A 15,752-nucleotide genomic window follows, 5' to 3' on the forward strand; every position below is an offset into this window, starting at 1 on the left:
GGTCCCCTCTTCCCGCGAGGTCATCTCGTCGTGGCGGCGGAAAGCCTTCGCCGCCACACGTACAGGGCCACAGCGAGGGTGAACAACGGGACGCCGACGGCAACGGCGATGTAGAAGCCCGGGGTGGCCCAGGCCGGCCCCGGCCACACGGACACAACGACGTCCGCCGTGTCGTCAGTCGGCTCAGGGTCGCCGCTGGGATGTCCTGGGTCGCCGTCCGAGACCGTGACCTGGCCGCTCCCCCCGGCGCTGTCCTTGTCGATGCGCACGGTGAACGGGAAGGTCGTCGTGGCTCCCACCGCCTCGACGCGCGCTGTGCACACGTAACGTCTGGCACTCGGCTGCCTGGCGGAGGCTTCGGCAAGTGGTGTGCCGTCAGCGGCGACGGCCCGGCAGTCCTGGTCGATCACCTCCTCGTCGCGTTCGGCACTGTACGGCGACGCCACGACAGTGGTGCCCTCCGGCACCGTGAAGACGACCTTGACCGTTGACGTGAGCGCACCGGGCCCGTTGTTCCGCGCGCCGATCCGCACCGTGGCGCGGCTACCGAGCGGACCGTGCACCGTGCCGGCGACCGCGGCCAGTTCGCTCTTGTTGTCGACGGTCACGCGGAGCACCTGCGGATCGTCACCGGTGCTCGTCGCACCGGCGTCGGGACGGGGGGCCGGAGCGAAACGCAGTGGAGGCCCGTCACCCGGCCGGTACGTCGCTGCGATCTCGTCCGGCGGCACGTAGTCGGTGCCGATGGCATCAGCACTGAAGTTGACGGTCGGGTAAGTGGCGTCCTCCGTGGCCCGCAGATGTTCGCGCGCATCCAGGCCGTACGACCGGCCGGGTGGAATGACGATGTCGTCCGCGGGGAGTCGGCACCATGCCGAAGTATCGCCTCGGTAGCGGCAGTTGCGATGCCGGTCGCTCAGGGTGATGCCGTCGTGCGCCTCCATGCGCAGCGCCACGCCACGGGCGGGCACATCGCCGACGTTACGCAGCGTCAGTCGGACCGCCAAGCTCCCGCCGGGTTCCACCGGGCCCGGATCCCGGTGCAGCGCGACCCGCAGCTTCGGTCTGCCGATCACGATGAGGGAGTGACCACTGACGGGTTCCAGGCCGGGCGCGGTCACGCGGTAGCGCAGCACTGCGGAGTCGCCCGCCTCCGCGCCCTTCGCGGGACTCAGGTGGAAGGCCTGGATACCGCCTGAGCCTGTCGGGCCTGCCTGCGTGTCGCAGTGATAGACGGGCAGGTGGACAACACAGCTGTCGAGTGCCCGCTTGACCGTGACGATGCCCTTCAGATCAGCGGCGTCGAAGGTCACCCGTAATCTGGCCGTCTGCGCGTCGGCCCTCTCTTCGACCTGCAGGTCAGACACGGGCTGTTGTGGATCGCGGGAAACGTAGAAGACCGAGGGAACGACCAGCTTCACCTCGGCTCCCCCGCTCGAGGAGCACCCCGAGAGGACGGATGTCATGGTGACCAGCGTGAGCAGGAGGCCGACGGCAGCCTTGCAGGCACGAACGACCTGGTTCGTTTCCCGACCCTGGCTCCCTCGACTGCGAGGGTCGCGCCGCAGAGTGTCCATGCGGCCACCCTGCCAAGTCGAGATCACGGCCACGCTTCACTGCGGTCACGGGGGCGCCTTGGCCGCCACGTCACAAGCCTGCGTAGGCAACAGCCTTCTCCACTCACCTCACTGGACCGAGCCTGGACGTCCGGGTACCGGTTGATCCTTGTTCCGGCATCCACAGCCGGCGGGCGTGTGCGACAGGTGGCGAGTTGCTCGTTTCGGAAGTGGTTCACACCTGTCTCGGAGGCCCTCGACCCCGGGCCGGACTCCGTTACACGTCTTTGCCGGAGGCGTGGGGATGGGGCTGTGCCGCCGAGGTGTGCGCGGCGGCACTCGGCTGGTTCTCCGACGCGCAGTCCGGCGAGGCGGTGGTGCTGTGCACCCAGACCGCCACCTGAAGGGTGCTGCACCAGGCTGAGTGAGGGCCGGCCGGAGCACGTTGGCGTGGCTGTCTGGTCATGACGCGAGAGCGAGGTTGTGCATGTGGGTAACGGCCTGGACCGCGTGATGAAGACCGTCGCCCCGCTGGCGGCAGTCGCGGAGGATCTTGTAGTTCTTCATCCGGCCGATGACGTGTTCCACACGCGCACGGACCTTTCGGTGCTCGGCGTTGTCGTCCTCCTCGGCCTTCAGCAAGGCCCGTCCCGGGCGTTTGCGGTGCGGCACCGTCGCCCAGCACGGTCACCCCGTCACAGTGCGAGCTCAGCCAGGACGCCCGCCAGGCGTGGGCTCGGCGGTGGTCCCCGGCACCGGACGCGCGGCCGCGATCTCCGGCCGGGTGTCGGCGTCCACGATGACCTGCGGCTCGATCACGAGCAGCGGCTCCAGCCGCTGGATGACCCGGCACACCGTGGAGGTGGAGACACCGAGCAGCGGGCCCAACTACCGCATGGTCGGATTCGTACGTGTCAACACCCCAGCAATACAAGGGAGATGCCGAGCTCAGAGCCTTGTGCAACACTCTTTGAAGGTTGTCCCGCAACCGCTGATTGCGGCGGGCGCCGGGCTGTCTCCTGTGCCGGGTGCCATTGAGCGGCGCGGGCGTTGTCAGTGGGCGAGGGCACACTGACGGCATGAGCGCCTCTTCGTCCACCGCAGCCGACGCGTGCCGCACCTCTTCCGTCTGGGTGGAGTCGATGGGCGGACCTCTGATCGTCATCCCCGTCTCCGCTCTGGCCGCGCGCGGTGGACGACCTGGCAGGTGTGATCACCGTCGGCGAGAACGGTGCGCAGGCACCGGTGCTGGCGGACGAGCCGGCCACCAGCTGCTACCTGCCCGAGCACCGCGCCTTCCTACGGTGGCTCGCCGCCGACTCCGAGGGCGGGCTGAAGGCCGCAGCAGAGGCTGTCCTCGGGGCCCCGGCCACCGAGTGGGCGGAGTCGGTGCGGCGGAGCGGGGTGTCGTCGGCGGGGGCGACGTACGACTCCGTGTCCGCGCCGTCGATCGTCTCGTGCGGGAACTCGCCGACCAGGTGCCTGGCGTGCCAGCCGCCCAGCGTCCAGCCAGCCTCGTCTGCCGGCCACGAAGATCCTCGGCAGGTCGTCGCGGAGGCGGTGCTTGACCGGGTCGTGGCCGAGGACGAAGGTACGGCCGAAGTCGGCCTCGTACTCCTCGAAGATCGGCCCGAAGCCAACGAGCTGTTCGGCACGACCCGGCACTGGCACAAGCGGATCGTGCGTTCGGGACCGAACACGCTCAAGCCGTACCGGGAGAACCCGCCGGACCGGGTGATCGCCGCGGACGACATCGTGTTCGCGGCAGTCCGCGCTCCTCGATCTCCGCGAAGAGCCGCTCGGCCCTCGCCTGGGCAGCCAGCAGTCGCGCCGCGCGCGTGGGTTCGTCATCTGCCACGGCGCCGAAGCTGACCAGCCAGATCATCCCGGGCAAACGGGATTCCTCATGGCTCCGACTCGATCCGGGCCGACGCCGCACCGAACGCTCGATGGCGGGCTCCCCGGCGGAGCGCTCCTGCTGAGCGTCCTGCCGATTTCGCTACAAGTTCCGAAATTATTCGTGATGGCTCGGCCACGCCCGTGCAACACGGCGTTCGTAGCTTCGCAGTCAGCGATAACGCTGCTTTCCCGCGAAATCCAGGAGCCCCCGAATGCCCCTCCCCTCCAGACGCGGTGCCCTGAAACTGACCGCCGGCCTGGCGCTGCTCGGCGCCGGTGCCCTCACCGGCTGTGGCCGTGGCGACGCGACCACGGCCGCGAAGTCCTCCGCCACGCCCATCGACGACTCTCCGGCCACCGGCACCCTGAACGTCTGGGCCGCCCAGGGTGACGCGGATGTCCTGGACAAGGTCATCAAGCCGTTCAAGGCGGCGAACCCGAAGCTCACGGTCAAGTTCACGCTGATCCCGAACGCCGAGTACTACACGAAGCTCCAGTCGGCGATCGCCGCGGGCAAGGGACCGGACGTCGCCCAGTTCTTCCCCGAGTCGCAGGCTCAGTTCCTCGACCCGTCGATCCTGCGTGCCGTTCCGGACGACCTCGTCGACCCCAAGTCCTTCTTCACCAGCCTGTGGGACGCCGGTCTGGTCAAGGACACCGCCTACACGGTCCCCTGGTACGCGTACACGTACGCGCTCGTGTACCGCTCCGACCTCGCCAAGAAAGCAGGCGTCACGGCGCCCACGACCTGGGCGGGGGTGGTGCCCTTCCTCAAGGCGCTCCAGGGTGCTGGGGCGGCACACGGGCTGGGGGCGGACATCGGGTGGGACATCTTCAATGGCCAGGACGTCGCCATGTACGCCTGGCAGGCGGGCGGCTCACTGCTCTCCGGGGGGAAGTGGACGCTCGACACCCCGGCCATGGCCGACGCGCTCACGTACAACGCGTCGTTCTTCACCTCCAAGGTCGCCGACACGAGCGGACCGACCTTCCTGGACGCGCAGCCGTACTTCGTGTCGGGCAAGACGGCGATGATGATCACCGGACCGTGGGTCGTCGGACAGCTCGACACCGCGGCGAAGAAGACCGGCTGGACGGCGAACCACGTCGCCACCGCCCCGCTGCCGGCCGGCTCGTCGGGCAGCGTGTCCTTCTCCGCGGGCGGCAGCTGGGGCGTGCTCGCCGACACCGGCAACGCCGACGCGTCGTGGAAGTTCGTCCGGTACCTCGCGAAGCCCAGCACCCAGGTCGCGCAGTACAAGGCGTACAGCTCGCTGCCGGCCGTCGTCTCCGCCTGGGACGATACGGCGATCAAGGGACAGCCGCTGCTCGACGCCTTCCTGACCCAGCTGAAGAACACCCGGGCGTTCCCGCAGGTGTCCACCTGGCAACAGGTCGCCACCCGGCTCGGCAAGGAGATGGAAGCGGTGGCCAAGGGCACCGAGAGCCCGGCGAAGGCGGCGGCGAACGTGCAGGCGTACGCCGAGAGTCTCGGCACGGGAGCGCAGTGAGGACCCGCCGGACGGCCGTCGCCTGGCTGTTCCTCGCCCCGTTCACGCTGGTCTTCCTGCTCTACACGGCCGTGCCCACCGTCGCCGCGCTCGGTTTCAGCCTCACCGACCTGCGCGGCTCGGACCTGCGGCACCCGCTCGCGGTGGACTTCACCGGCCCGGAGAACTACGTCCGGCTGTTCCAGGACGACAGCTTCGTGAAGGACATCGGCAACACCGCCCTGTTCGTGGCCGTCGGTGTACCCCTCACCATGGCGGTCGGGTTCGCACTGGCCCTGGCACTGAACTCCGGCATCCGGCGGCTGCGCGGCACCTTCCGCACCGTCTTCTTCGCGCCGGTCGTCACCAACGTCGTCGCGGTCGCCCTGATCTGGCGCTACGCCTTCAACGAGAACGGCACCGTCAACAGGGTCCTGTCCGCCTTCGGCATGGCCGGTCCGAACTGGCTGGACGACACCCATCTGGCCATGCCCGTGGTCATCGCGCTCGGCATCTGGCGCAACTTCGGCACCGCGATGGTGCTGTTCCTCGCCGGGCTCCAGGCGATCCCCGGGGACGTGTACGAGGCGGCGGCCCTCGACGGGGCGGGCCGATGGCGGCAGCTCAGGCACATCACCCTGCCCATGCTGATGCCCACCACCCTGATGGTGTCGGTCCTGCTCACCGTCTTCTACCTGCAAGTCTTCGACGAGCCGTACCTGCTCACCGACGGCGGCCCGCTCGGCTCGACCGAGTCGGTCGCGCTGTACACATACCACCAGTTCGGGTCAGGCCAGCTCGGTATGTCGTCCGCCGCGTCCTTCGTGATGCTCGTCCTGGTGGCCCTGGTGAGTGTCGTCCAGTTCCGACTGCTGAGGCCCCGCTCATGACCGCCGTAGCCGCGTACCAGAACGCCCAACCCACCACCGCCGGCCAAGCCGTCGTACGCCGGCGGTCCCTCTCCCAGCCCCTGCTGTACGGCGCGCTGGTGCTCTGCGCGCTGCTCACGCTGCTGCCGTTCGTCTGGGTGCTCGGCGGTTCGCTGCGCAGCCTCGACGAGATCCGCTCCGACCCCGGCGCCTGGCTGCCCCACCACGTCACCCCGGACAACTTCGTACGGCTGTTCAGGACACAGGGCTTCGGCCGGTTCCTGGTCAACAGCGTCGTCGTGGCGGTCATGGTGGTCGTCGGCAACGTCGTGGCCGCGTCGGCCGCCGGATACGCGCTCGCCAAGCTGGAGTTCGCGGGCAGGCGGCTCGCGTTCGGCGCGGTCATGGGGGCGATGATGGTGCCGTTCACCACGGTTTTCGTCACCCAGTTCGTGATCACCGTCGACCTGGGGCTGGCGGACACCCTGACCGGCATCGCGCTGCCCTCCGTGGCGCTGCCGCTGTCGGTGTTCATCATGCGGCAGTACGCGCTGTCCATCCCCGACGAGCTGCTGGAAGCCGCCCGGATCGACGGTGCCGGGGAGTTGCGGATCTTCTTCCGGATCTTCCTTCCGCTGGCCGGCCCCGCGGTCGCGACGATCACGATCATGTCGTTCCTCACCTCGTGGAACAACTTCATCTGGCCGCTCATCGTCGCCCAGAGCATGTCCACCTACACCCTCCCGGTGGGCCTCGCCGCCACCAGCCAGGCCGCCGCACACGTCACCGACTACGGTCTGATGCTCGCCGGCGCGATCGTCGTGATGCTGCCCGTGCTGGTGCTCTTCCTGTGCCTCCAGCGGTACTTCGTGCAGGGCATCGCGGGAACGGGGATGCGGTGATCACCACGGACACGGTACGGGCCCCGGCGGGCACGGTCGTCGGCCGCCGCGTGGACCGCGTGCGGCGCTTCCTCGGCATCCCGTACGCCGAAGCGCCCGTCGGCGCACGGCGGTTCGCGGTGCCCGTCCGGCGCGGGCGGTTCACCGAGCCGTACGACGCGTCCCGGCACGGCGCTACCGCACAGGCGGTGCCGCTGTCGGCAACGACCACGATCCCGGAGCCGTCCGTGCCGGGCGACGACGTGCTGAACCTGAGCGTCGTGGCCCCGTCCGGCGCCGAGCGATGCCCGGTCCTGGTGTGGATCCACGGCGGCGGCTTCCTCGCCGGAAGCCCGGCGAGCCCCTGGTACGACGGGCGCTCCTTCGCCCGCGGCGGGGTCGTCACCGTGACGGTCGGCTACCGGCTGGGCGTCGACGGATTCGCGCCGCTCGACGGCGTACCGGCCAATCTCGGGCTGCGCGACATGCTGCTCGCTCTCGACTGGGTACGCGAGAACATCGCGGCATTCGGCGGTGATCCCGATCGGGTCACCCTCGCCGGGCAGTCGGCCGGAGGCGCGGCGGTGCTGGCGCTGCTGTCGTCACCGGCCGCCCGGGGTCGCTTCCAGCGGGCAGCGAGCGTCTCCGGTGGCTTCTTCGAGGTGGCACGGGACACCGCCCACAGCTTCCTCGAACGACTCGGGGACCGCCTCGGTGCACCGCCGACACGAGAGGGATTCAGCGGCTTCGGCGTGGACCGGCTGCAGGAGGCCGTGCAGGATTTGAGAGGCGAGGAGGCGCTGGTGCTCGGACCGGTCACGGACGACGACATCCTGCCGGTGTCCCTCGCCGAAGGTCTCGCCGGGCACGGGCTGGACGTACCGCTGCTGCTCGGGGCGACCGGCGACGAGTTCGACGGCGGTGTGACGGCGGACGCGGCAGCGCGGTCCGCCCGCACGGCCGGCACCCGGGTCACCGACACCCTCTTCCGCGCCGCATGCCCACGCGTGGCACGCGCCCGGCGGAAGGCCGCCGCCGGCACCTGGCTGTACTCCTTCGAGTGGCCCTCCCCCATCACCGGTGGCGCCACGCACTGCATCGACATCCCGTTTTTCTACGACGTCCTCGACGCCCCGGGCGTCGCGGCGGCCCTCGGCCCGCGTCCGCCCCGGGAGCTGGCTGCGCGGATGCACGCGGATCTCGTCGGGTTCGTGCACGGACGACAGCCGTCCTGGGCGCCCGCGACGGGCGAGCCGGGCGATACGGCACGCGAGTACGGCCGTCCCGGCGCCGCGCCCGCCACAGACACCACGGGCGGGTACGACCCCGTGGTCCCGGCAGCGGCGGAGGCGTACTGATGGCGGGGATGAACCAGAGCGCGGTGCGCCGGGTCAACACCTCGGTGATCCTGCGGGCGCTGGCGGTGTCGGCCGGGCCGACGACGCTCACCTCTCTCTCCGAACGGACGACTCTGTCACGCCGCACCATAGAGCTGATCCTGGACTCCCTCCTGGCCGCCGGCTGGGTGGCTGAACTCGACCGGGTACCCGCCCAGGGCTGCGCCGGCCGGCCCGCCCGGCGCTACGAACTGCGGGCCGAGCACGCCCTGCTGGCGGCCGCGCAGATCACGACGGAGACGGTGTCTGCGGTCGTCGCCGACGTGCGCGGTCGTATTGTCGGCCGCGCCCACCGGCCGCTGCGCTCCTACCCGGACCCGCAGTCCTCGCTCGACGACGCGGCGACCGTGGTCCGGGAAGCCCTGGAGAACGCGGGCGGGTCGCCGGAGCGGCTGCGCGCCGGTGCGCTCGCGAGCGGCGGCGCGATCGACGACGACGGGGTGATGCGGCGGCTGGTGCACACGACCCGGTGGGAGGGCGTGGATCTGCCCACGGCACTCGCCCGCCGGATCCGGGTGCCCTGGTTCGCGGACAACGACACCAACCTCGGTGCCCTCGGGGAGCGTTGGCGTGGCGTGGCCAGCGACCACGACAACGTCGTCTGGGCGATGCTCGGCAACCGGGCCGGCCTCGGCATCCTGATCCGGGGAGCGGTGCACCGGGGACTCGACGGCGCGGCCGGCGAGATCATCGAGGCGGTGCCGATGCGGACGGACTCGGTCGAGGACCGGCCGGTCGCCTGGCTCACCTCGCCGGAGCCGCAGCGACGCGCCATCGCGCTCGGCCGCGTCGAGGCCGCCCGGGCGGGCGAAGCGGGCGCGCTCGCCGAGGTCGACGAGTTCGTGGCACACATCGCCACCATCCTCACCACCCTGTCCTGGACGGTCGCCCCCTCCCTGATCGTGCTGGGCGGCGGACTGGAGGACGCGGCCGACGTGCTGCTGCCCCGGGTCCGCGAGGCACTGCGCGCCGCCCGCACCCCCGCCGTCGAGTTGCGGGCCACCGGCCTGGGCCGCGACGCCGCCCTCGTCGGCGCCGTCAAGCTGGCGCTCGACCGCATGGACACCGAGTTGTTCGGGCCTCTGGTACCGAGCCTCTGATCCCCGCGTCATCGATCCCTTGGAGTCTTCTGTGCCCCGCACCCCCCACGCCCATGTCCTGATCGTGGGCAGCGGCATCATGGGCGCCGTCGCGGCCCGGCTGCTGCGCGAGTCCGATCCGGCGCTGCGGATCACGATGGTCGAAGCCGGCACCGCGATCGGCGAGAAACCCGGCAGACACCTGCACGACCTCGACGACCCCGCCCTGTGGTCCCGGTACAACGAGCAGGTCGCCACCGGCATCCAGGGCATGTACACGGGTGCCGAGGTGGTGCGCGAAGTGCCCGGCGACCTCACCTCCCTGCCGCCCGGCATGTATCACGCCCTCGCCTTCGGGGAGGCCGCCGAGGCGATGCCCCAGGCGGCGCTCGCGTGGAACGCGGGAGGCATGGGCGTGCACTGGACGGCCGCGACACCCTGGCCGGCCGGGCACGAGGTGTTCGACTTCGGGGACGCGGCCGGGTGGGCCGAAGACCTCGACACCGCGCGGCGACTGCTCGCGGTGGCTCCGGCCGCGATCGGTCCGACCCCGATCGGGCACCTGGTCCTCGACGTACTGCGCCGCCGCTACGGCGGCATCGGCCCGGCCGACCGCCGCCCGCAGCCGATGCCGATGGCCGTCACGCCGACGGCCGCCGGCCCCATGCCGCGTACGGCACCCGGGACGATCTTCCCGGCGCTCGCGACGGGCACGGACCCAGCCTTCGCCCTCGTCACCGGCGCCCTCGTCACCAGGCTGCGGGTCACACACGGCCGGGTCGCGGGCGCCCGGCTGCGCCGGGTCACCGACGGCTTCGAGACGGACCTGGACGCGGACGCCGTGGTGGTGTGCGCCGACGCGCTGCGCACACCCCAACTGCTCTTCGCCTCGGGCATCCGGCCGGACGCACTGGGCCGCCGGCTCAACGAGCACGCCTTCGTCACCGCCCGCGCGCTGCTCGACCCCGACCGGTTCGGCATCGGCCTCGACGCACTGCCGCTGCCACGCCCCGGCGAGTTCAGCACCGACTCCCTGTGGCTGCCGCACAACGGCGCCGAGCAGCCCTTCCACGGCCAGATCATGAACCGCACGTACCTGGACGAGACAGGACGGCCGCTCGCCCACTCGGTCGGCATCTCGCTGTACGTCCCGGTCGAGTCGCGGCCGGAGAACCGGCTGGTGTTCTCGGACTCGGACACGGACCTCGCCGGGATGCCCCGGATCGGTGTCGAGTTCACCCACTCCGCCGCCGACCTGACGCTGATCCGCCGGGCCCAGGACGAAGTCCGGTCGCTGGCCGAGGAGTTCGGCCCCTTCGACCCCGCGACCGAGAGCGCCCTGCTGCCACCCGGCTCGTCACTGCACCTGACCGGCACCGTCCGCTCCGGCCCCGCCGACGACGGCACCAGCGTGTGCGACCCGGACGGCAGGGTGTGGGGCCACGACAACCTGTACCTCGCCGGCAACGGCGTGATCCCCACCGCGATGGCCGCGAACGTCACCCTGACGGGCGCGATCACCGCCGTCCGGGCCGCCCGCGCCATCGCCGCACACACCGCTCGCCGGCCGGAGTCCACGCTCACCACCCCCCGACAGAAAGTCTGAACATGATCGAAATCTCCAGGGAGTTCCGCGTCGCGCTGCCCGCATGGATCGACGACGAGCTGGCCGACGTGGCCGCCGTCATCCCCGACCGGACGGACCGGATGCGGCTCGTGCACCGGCTGGCCGACCGCAACTGGCGCGAGGGCAACGGCGGTCCGTTCGCCGCGCTCGTCGCCGAGCAGGACACCGGCCGGATCGTCTCCGTGGGCGTGAACGTCGTCCTCGCCTCCGGGGTCTCCAGCGCGCATGCCGAGGTCCTCGCCCTCGGCCTCGCGCAGACGGCGACCGGCAGCTGGGACCTCGGCGGCCACGGCCTGCCGCCCCACGAACTCGTCGTCAACTGGCGTCCATGCGTGCAGTGTTACGGCGCCAGCCTGTGGTCCGGGGTACGCGGCCTCGTGGTCGCCGGACAGGGCCCGGAACTGGAGGAGATCACCACCTTCGACGAGGGCCCGCTCGGCGCGGACTGGGCCGAACAGTTCGAAACCCGCGGCATCAAGGTCGTCCAGGACGTGCTCCGCGACGAGGCACTGACCGTGTTCCGCGCCTACCGGGAAGCCGTCGACGCGGACGAGGTCGCCGTCTACAACGCCCGAGGAGGTTCGGAGTGACACCGCGCTTCGCCACCGACATCATCACCTTCTACCACCCCGACTTCTGGGGCCTCGACTCCGCCGACGCCGTGCGTGACCGGGCCCTCGCCCACCCCTTGGCCTTCTGGGAACGGGTGATGGACGCGATGGCCGAATCCGGCGTCACCGGCATCGAGCTGACCTTCGCACCCGGCGACATCGGCTCAGCACTGCGCGCGTTCGGCAGCGCGTCGGCGTTCCGACGAGAACTGGCCGACCGCGGACTGTCGGTGGTCAGCGCCTTCGTCGCCGACAGCGACGCCCCCGACTGGCGCGACGACAACAGCCTCCCGGCGATCGTCGCCGACGCGGAGCGCCGCGCGGCCTTCCTCGCCGAGGCCGGAGCCGACCTCCTCGTCGCCGGACTGCCCATGCGTCAGACGTTCGGGACCCGCCCACCCCTCTTCGTCGACGCCGACTACATGAACCGCCTCGCCCGAGTCGCCCACGCCGTCGGCGAGGCCGTCGCCCGGCACGGCGTGAGACTCGCCCTCCACACCGAGTCCAACAGCACTCTCTGGTACGAGCGGGACATCGACCTGTTCATGGCCCTCACCGACCCGCAGTACGTCTGGCTGTGCCCCGACTCCTGCCACATCGCCCTCGGCGGCGGCGACCCGGTGGCCGTCGCCCGCCGCCACACCCCGCGCATTGCCCTGGCCCACTGGAAGGACGCGGTCGGACCGATCGGCACCCACCTCACCATCGACGACACCGTGTACGCCCAGCAGCAGCCGTACATGACAGAACTGGGCAAGGGCATCGTGGACTGGCCAGGCTGGGCGGAGGCCATGTCCCGCACGCCGGGTGCCGGCACGGTCCTCATCGAACTCGACATGGCACCCGACCCGGTCGCGGCGCTCCAGGCCGGAACGGCCGTGGCGCGGGCATCACTGAACAGGGCCGCGTGAACGCTTGGGTCCGGATGGCACTCACCGGGTGAGTTTCGTCCAAGGGCTACGGCTCGCTGCGGAGCGAGCCGCGCCCTCAGGCGTTGTGGACGACGACGTCGGGGCGTTGGCCGCAGTCCTCGGGACGTCGATGGCTTCGCCCCTCACGGGTGTTGCGGGCGGCAAGGCACTTGACAAGGCGGACGCGGTCCTCGTCGGTGGGCATGGTGATCCTCACGGGGGGGGCGACGAACGGAGATGAGTGGTGATGAGCCCGTGGTGGCGGGTTCAGGCGTCTCGTCGGCCGTGGGCGATGCGCCCGCTGCTCCATGCCCGCTGGCGGCCCCCCGTCGGAGGTGGGTGCTGTGTACGGCACATGCGCGCATCACGACGACTCGGTCGGCGAGCGCAGGACTGGTTGCCGGTCAGCAGCTGGGGTTGGGGCAGGTGAGCCTGGCGACTACTGTCCGCCGACGAAATCGGATATGGCGGCCGCGACGCGGCACAGGGCGGGATCGATCGGGCCAGGTGCCTCCCGGAATTCTCCGAAGTCCCCGACTGCTTCCGCGTCAAGGGGCTCCGGCGCCGCGGCGGCCTGGCGCAAGTGGGGCCTGACTCCGCCGCCCCGCGCCCCCGGCCGGCAAGCCGGTGCGGCTCTCGGCGACCGGAACCGTTCCGCTCTTCACCCGCGTACCGACCGCGCAGAAGGTCGTCTTCATCACCGTGGACGACGGACAGGAGAAAGACCCCGAGTTCATCCAGATGCTGCGGGACCTGAGGGTCCAGAGGTGTGCGGCGACCAGAAGATCCTCACCAAGGAGTACCGCACCGGGCCGCTGCTGTTCCGCCCGCCCTACGGCGCGTACAACACCAACACCAAGATCGCGGTCGGGGAGTGCGGACCCCGCGCGATCGTGTGGTGGCGGGAGTCCATGCAGGTCCGCACCGTGCGGTACCGGTCAGCAGACAAGAAGCTGCACCCCGGAGACATCATCCTGGCCCACTTCCGCGGGCCGTCCGAACTCAAGGGCACCACGATGACGCACATGTTCGCCAACCTGCTCCGGCGCATCCATGAGCAGGGCTTCGCCGTGGCCCGCCTGGAGGACTGCATCCAGCCGCCGACCAGACGAACAGGCGGATGACCCGGCCGACGTTGTCGTAGTTGTCGTACAGTCCCGGGTCCGTGGGAGAGGCCGTCGCGGGACATCGTCGACAGCTGACGGGCCCTCCTCAGTAACGGTCGCAGGTCTCGCGCAGGTAGCCGTCGTGGCCGGCCGGTGTGACGTCGAGGTCACGCCGCACGACGCTGATCCGGTCGCCCCAGCCCGCGCAGGCCTTCCTCAGGCCCTTCTCGGTGTATTCGACGACGATGACGTGGTCGCCGAACGCGCCGACGTAGGATCCGCATTCGTCGTACTGCCCGCATTCCTCCACCACCGCGAAGTCGAGGCCGACCCGCTTGCGGTCCTTGGCGAGTTCGAGGGTGTTCTTCTGGGCGATGGCAAGGTGCCGGGAGTGTGCGTGGCGGGCGAGCAGGGTCTGGAACGCCTCGGCGTCGGCTGCGGTCAGCAGTCCGTGCGGGGCGCGGGTGTAGCTGTCGTAGTTGTCCGGCTCGACGGCGTCGAATCCCTTGTCGGCGCACTGGTCGATCCAGCCGTCCACCTTCTCCGCGATCCGCGCGCGCTTGCCCGGGGTGCTGATGTCGAGCATCGCCTCGCCCCAGTCCTCGTCCATGACGACCTTCCCGGAGCGGTCCCGCAGCAGGAGGTCGGCGTCCCATTCCTTCTGCGCGTCGGGCTGGGCCTGGAACGCGTTGACGTAGCAGATGTTGTACAGGCCCGCGGCGGGCGACGCCGTGTGGTCGCGGGAGACCACGGAGACGCCTTTCGGCGGGGTGTAGGCGCCGCCGAGCTGGTAGTCGACGCCGGCGTGGACGGGCGGTGTGGAGACTTTCGCCGTCGAGGCTTGCGGGGTGCTGCCCGTGTCGGTGGTGGTGCTGGAGCAGCCGGCGGTGAGGGAGGCTGCGGCCAGGACGACGGCGACGGCGAGGGGGACGGCGGCGCAGGAGACATCTGCCTGGGACTTGTGCATGACGGCCTGTCTCTGGACGGGAGAGCATGCCCCGCCTCGGACGCGCGTGGTCCTGGCGACTGGGGCCGGGCTGACGGGTCGAAGGTCCGTGTCACCGGCTGGGAATGCCATGGTTCCGCGGACCGCGACGGCGCTGGGCGGTCCGACACCGTGACGATATCAAGTCGTCGCAACCGACTTGTGCCGCCTGCGGGGGCGGGCCGGGCCGGGGACGTCCGGCCGCGGCGTGGGGCGCGGTCAGCCGCGGTCGCCGCCGGCGTCGAGCGGTGCCCGCGGCAGGGTGACCCGGAAGGCGGCGCCGCCTCCGGGCGCGTCGGTGACGGTGAGGTCCTGCCGTGGTTGCGTACGACGTCCCGTGCGATGGCCGGCCCGAGCCCGGCTCCGCCGTCGTCGCGGCTGCGCGCCTCGTCGAGGCGGACGAAGCGCTCGAAGACGCGGGCGCGGTGGGCGCGCGCGATGCCGTGACCGTCGTCGGCGACGAGCAATGTGATGCCGTGTCGATCCGGTCGGGGCAGGCTCCGCTGCCCCGACGCGTGCACCGTGCGCCGCTCCCGACGCGGCTCGTCGTCAGCCCAGTCCGCGGGCGTCCTGCTTCAGAGCCGTGTCGACCGTCAGTGCCGTGGCCACGACCAGGCTCCGCAACGGCTCGGGGAGTTGCTGGTGGATCTGGAGAACGTAGTTGTCCGCCGTGGTGAACATGGTCTTGGCGAGGCCCTCCCAGGTCTTGGTGATGCGGGCGACCTCGGTGCCCGCCTGGTCGACGACTGCGAAGTTCCAGGCGCGCCAGTTCTCTCCCTTGATGGCGCCGATCTGGGTCCCACCGGCGTTGATGGCGAAGTTGATCTTTCCGAAGACGTTCTGCTGGACCAACTCGCCCACCAGTTCTCCGTCTGGACGGGCAACGATCACCCGCGACTTGAATATCTTCGCGGGACGGGTCAGGTGCAGCACCGGCTGCCCCTGGGCGTCCCGGATCTCCAGCCTGTGGGTGAAGTACTGGTCCCAGTCGCTGATGAAGCGTACGACCTTGCGCAGCGCGCTCTGCCCGACCTCGGCCACGGACCCGAGCTGGTTGCCGTGCTGGTCCATGACCTTGTACTCGTTGGTCAGCTCTATGAGTTTGGCCTTCTGGTTCACGACCAGAACAGGTTCGGTGAAGAGGGTGCCGCCGCCGGGCCCGCTCGGGGCGATCCCGGCCTGCTGCCGCACCTGGCGACTGACCTTCGGGTCAGGAGTGTTCGATTGTGTGGTCACTGCGGCAAGTTACTCCCCGGGGGCCGCGTCCCGGTCGGCCGCGCGCCGTCTCGTGGCCACACCGTGACGAATCGCGGGGCATCGACGCCCTGCGTCGTACACCTC

13 protein-coding genes and 2 pseudogenes are annotated in these 15,752 nt (G+C 70.7%); 10 read left to right on the forward strand and 5 right to left on the reverse strand.

What is annotated here, in order from left to right:
* Positions 1-20: 20 nt before the first annotated feature.
* Both ACFY6U_RS34520 and ACFY6U_RS34525 read right to left on the reverse strand, forming a co-directional pair.
* Positions 21-1,421: a hypothetical protein gene (locus ACFY6U_RS34520; RefSeq protein WP_390044553.1), complete on the reverse strand. Its 1,401-nt coding sequence runs from the start codon at positions 1,419-1,421 to the stop codon at positions 21-23.
* A gap of 597 nt (positions 1,422-2,018) precedes the next feature.
* Positions 2,019-2,486 (reverse strand): annotated as a pseudogene (locus ACFY6U_RS34525) (transposase family protein); the annotation flags it as partial.
* Positions 2,487-2,747: 261 nt separating this feature from the next.
* Here ACFY6U_RS34525 and ACFY6U_RS34530 point away from each other — a divergent pair.
* From ACFY6U_RS34530 to ACFY6U_RS34575, 10 genes are all read left to right on the forward strand, one after another.
* Positions 2,748-3,428, forward strand: a complete 681-nt coding sequence (locus tag ACFY6U_RS34530) for an Imm21 family immunity protein (RefSeq protein WP_390044555.1) — start codon at positions 2,748-2,750, stop codon at positions 3,426-3,428.
* 239 nt (positions 3,429-3,667) lie between these two features.
* Positions 3,668-4,966 carry an extracellular solute-binding protein gene (locus tag ACFY6U_RS34535; RefSeq protein WP_390044557.1) on the forward strand — a complete coding sequence of 433 codons (1,299 nt, stop codon included), beginning with the start codon at positions 3,668-3,670 and terminating at the stop codon, positions 4,964-4,966.
* The gene (locus ACFY6U_RS34540) at positions 4,963-5,835 is read left to right on the forward strand and encodes a carbohydrate ABC transporter permease (RefSeq protein WP_390044559.1); all 873 of its coding nucleotides are present in this window, start codon (positions 4,963-4,965) and stop codon (positions 5,833-5,835) included. The genes ACFY6U_RS34535 and ACFY6U_RS34540 overlap by 4 nt, the downstream gene beginning before the upstream one ends.
* Entirely contained in the window at positions 5,832-6,716 is an 885-nt protein-coding gene (locus tag ACFY6U_RS34545; protein ID WP_390044561.1) for a carbohydrate ABC transporter permease, read from the forward strand. The genes ACFY6U_RS34540 and ACFY6U_RS34545 overlap by 4 nt, the downstream gene beginning before the upstream one ends.
* Positions 6,713-8,053: a carboxylesterase family protein gene (locus tag ACFY6U_RS34550; protein ID WP_390044563.1), complete on the forward strand. Its 1,341-nt coding sequence runs from the start codon at positions 6,713-6,715 to the stop codon at positions 8,051-8,053. The genes ACFY6U_RS34545 and ACFY6U_RS34550 overlap by 4 nt, the downstream gene beginning before the upstream one ends.
* An 8-nt stretch (positions 8,054-8,061) precedes the next feature.
* Positions 8,062-9,192, forward strand: coding sequence for an ROK family protein (locus ACFY6U_RS34555; RefSeq protein ID WP_390044981.1), 1,131 nt, complete (start codon positions 8,062-8,064; stop codon positions 9,190-9,192).
* Between the two features lie 31 nt (positions 9,193-9,223).
* The gene (locus ACFY6U_RS34560) at positions 9,224-10,777 is read left to right on the forward strand and encodes a GMC oxidoreductase (protein WP_390044565.1); all 1,554 of its coding nucleotides are present in this window, start codon (positions 9,224-9,226) and stop codon (positions 10,775-10,777) included.
* A 2-nt stretch (positions 10,778-10,779) separates the two neighbouring features.
* Entirely contained in the window at positions 10,780-11,388 is a 609-nt protein-coding gene (locus ACFY6U_RS34565; RefSeq protein ID WP_390044566.1) for a nucleoside deaminase, read from the forward strand.
* Positions 11,385-12,320, forward strand: coding sequence for a sugar phosphate isomerase/epimerase family protein (locus ACFY6U_RS34570; protein WP_390044568.1), 936 nt, complete (start codon positions 11,385-11,387; stop codon positions 12,318-12,320). Before ACFY6U_RS34565 ends, ACFY6U_RS34570 begins: the two co-directional genes overlap by 4 nt.
* Before the next feature lie 767 nt (positions 12,321-13,087).
* Positions 13,088-13,444 (forward strand): hypothetical protein, encoded by a 357-nt coding sequence (locus ACFY6U_RS34575; RefSeq protein ID WP_390044569.1) that lies wholly within the window; start codon positions 13,088-13,090, stop codon positions 13,442-13,444.
* Positions 13,445-13,532: 88 nt separating this feature from the next.
* Here ACFY6U_RS34575 and ACFY6U_RS34580 read toward each other — a convergent pair whose 3' ends face one another.
* The 3 genes and pseudogenes from ACFY6U_RS34580 to ACFY6U_RS34590 form a co-directional block, all read right to left on the reverse strand.
* Positions 13,533-14,393 carry an endo alpha-1,4 polygalactosaminidase gene (locus ACFY6U_RS34580; RefSeq protein WP_390044571.1) on the reverse strand — a complete coding sequence of 287 codons (861 nt, stop codon included), beginning with the start codon at positions 14,391-14,393 and terminating at the stop codon, positions 13,533-13,535.
* 332 nt (positions 14,394-14,725) lie between these two features.
* Positions 14,726-14,833, reverse strand: a pseudogene (locus ACFY6U_RS34585) (hypothetical protein); the annotation flags it as partial.
* Between the two features lie 127 nt (positions 14,834-14,960).
* Entirely contained in the window at positions 14,961-15,647 is a 687-nt protein-coding gene (locus ACFY6U_RS34590) for a phospholipid scramblase-related protein (RefSeq protein WP_351493697.1), read from the reverse strand.
* Positions 15,648-15,752: the final 105 nt, after the last annotated feature.

Origin of the sequence: Streptomyces sp. NPDC013157 (assembly GCF_042899865.1) — a bacterium.
In the GTDB taxonomy this organism is placed as follows: Bacteria; Actinomycetota; Actinomycetes; order Streptomycetales; family Streptomycetaceae; genus Streptomyces.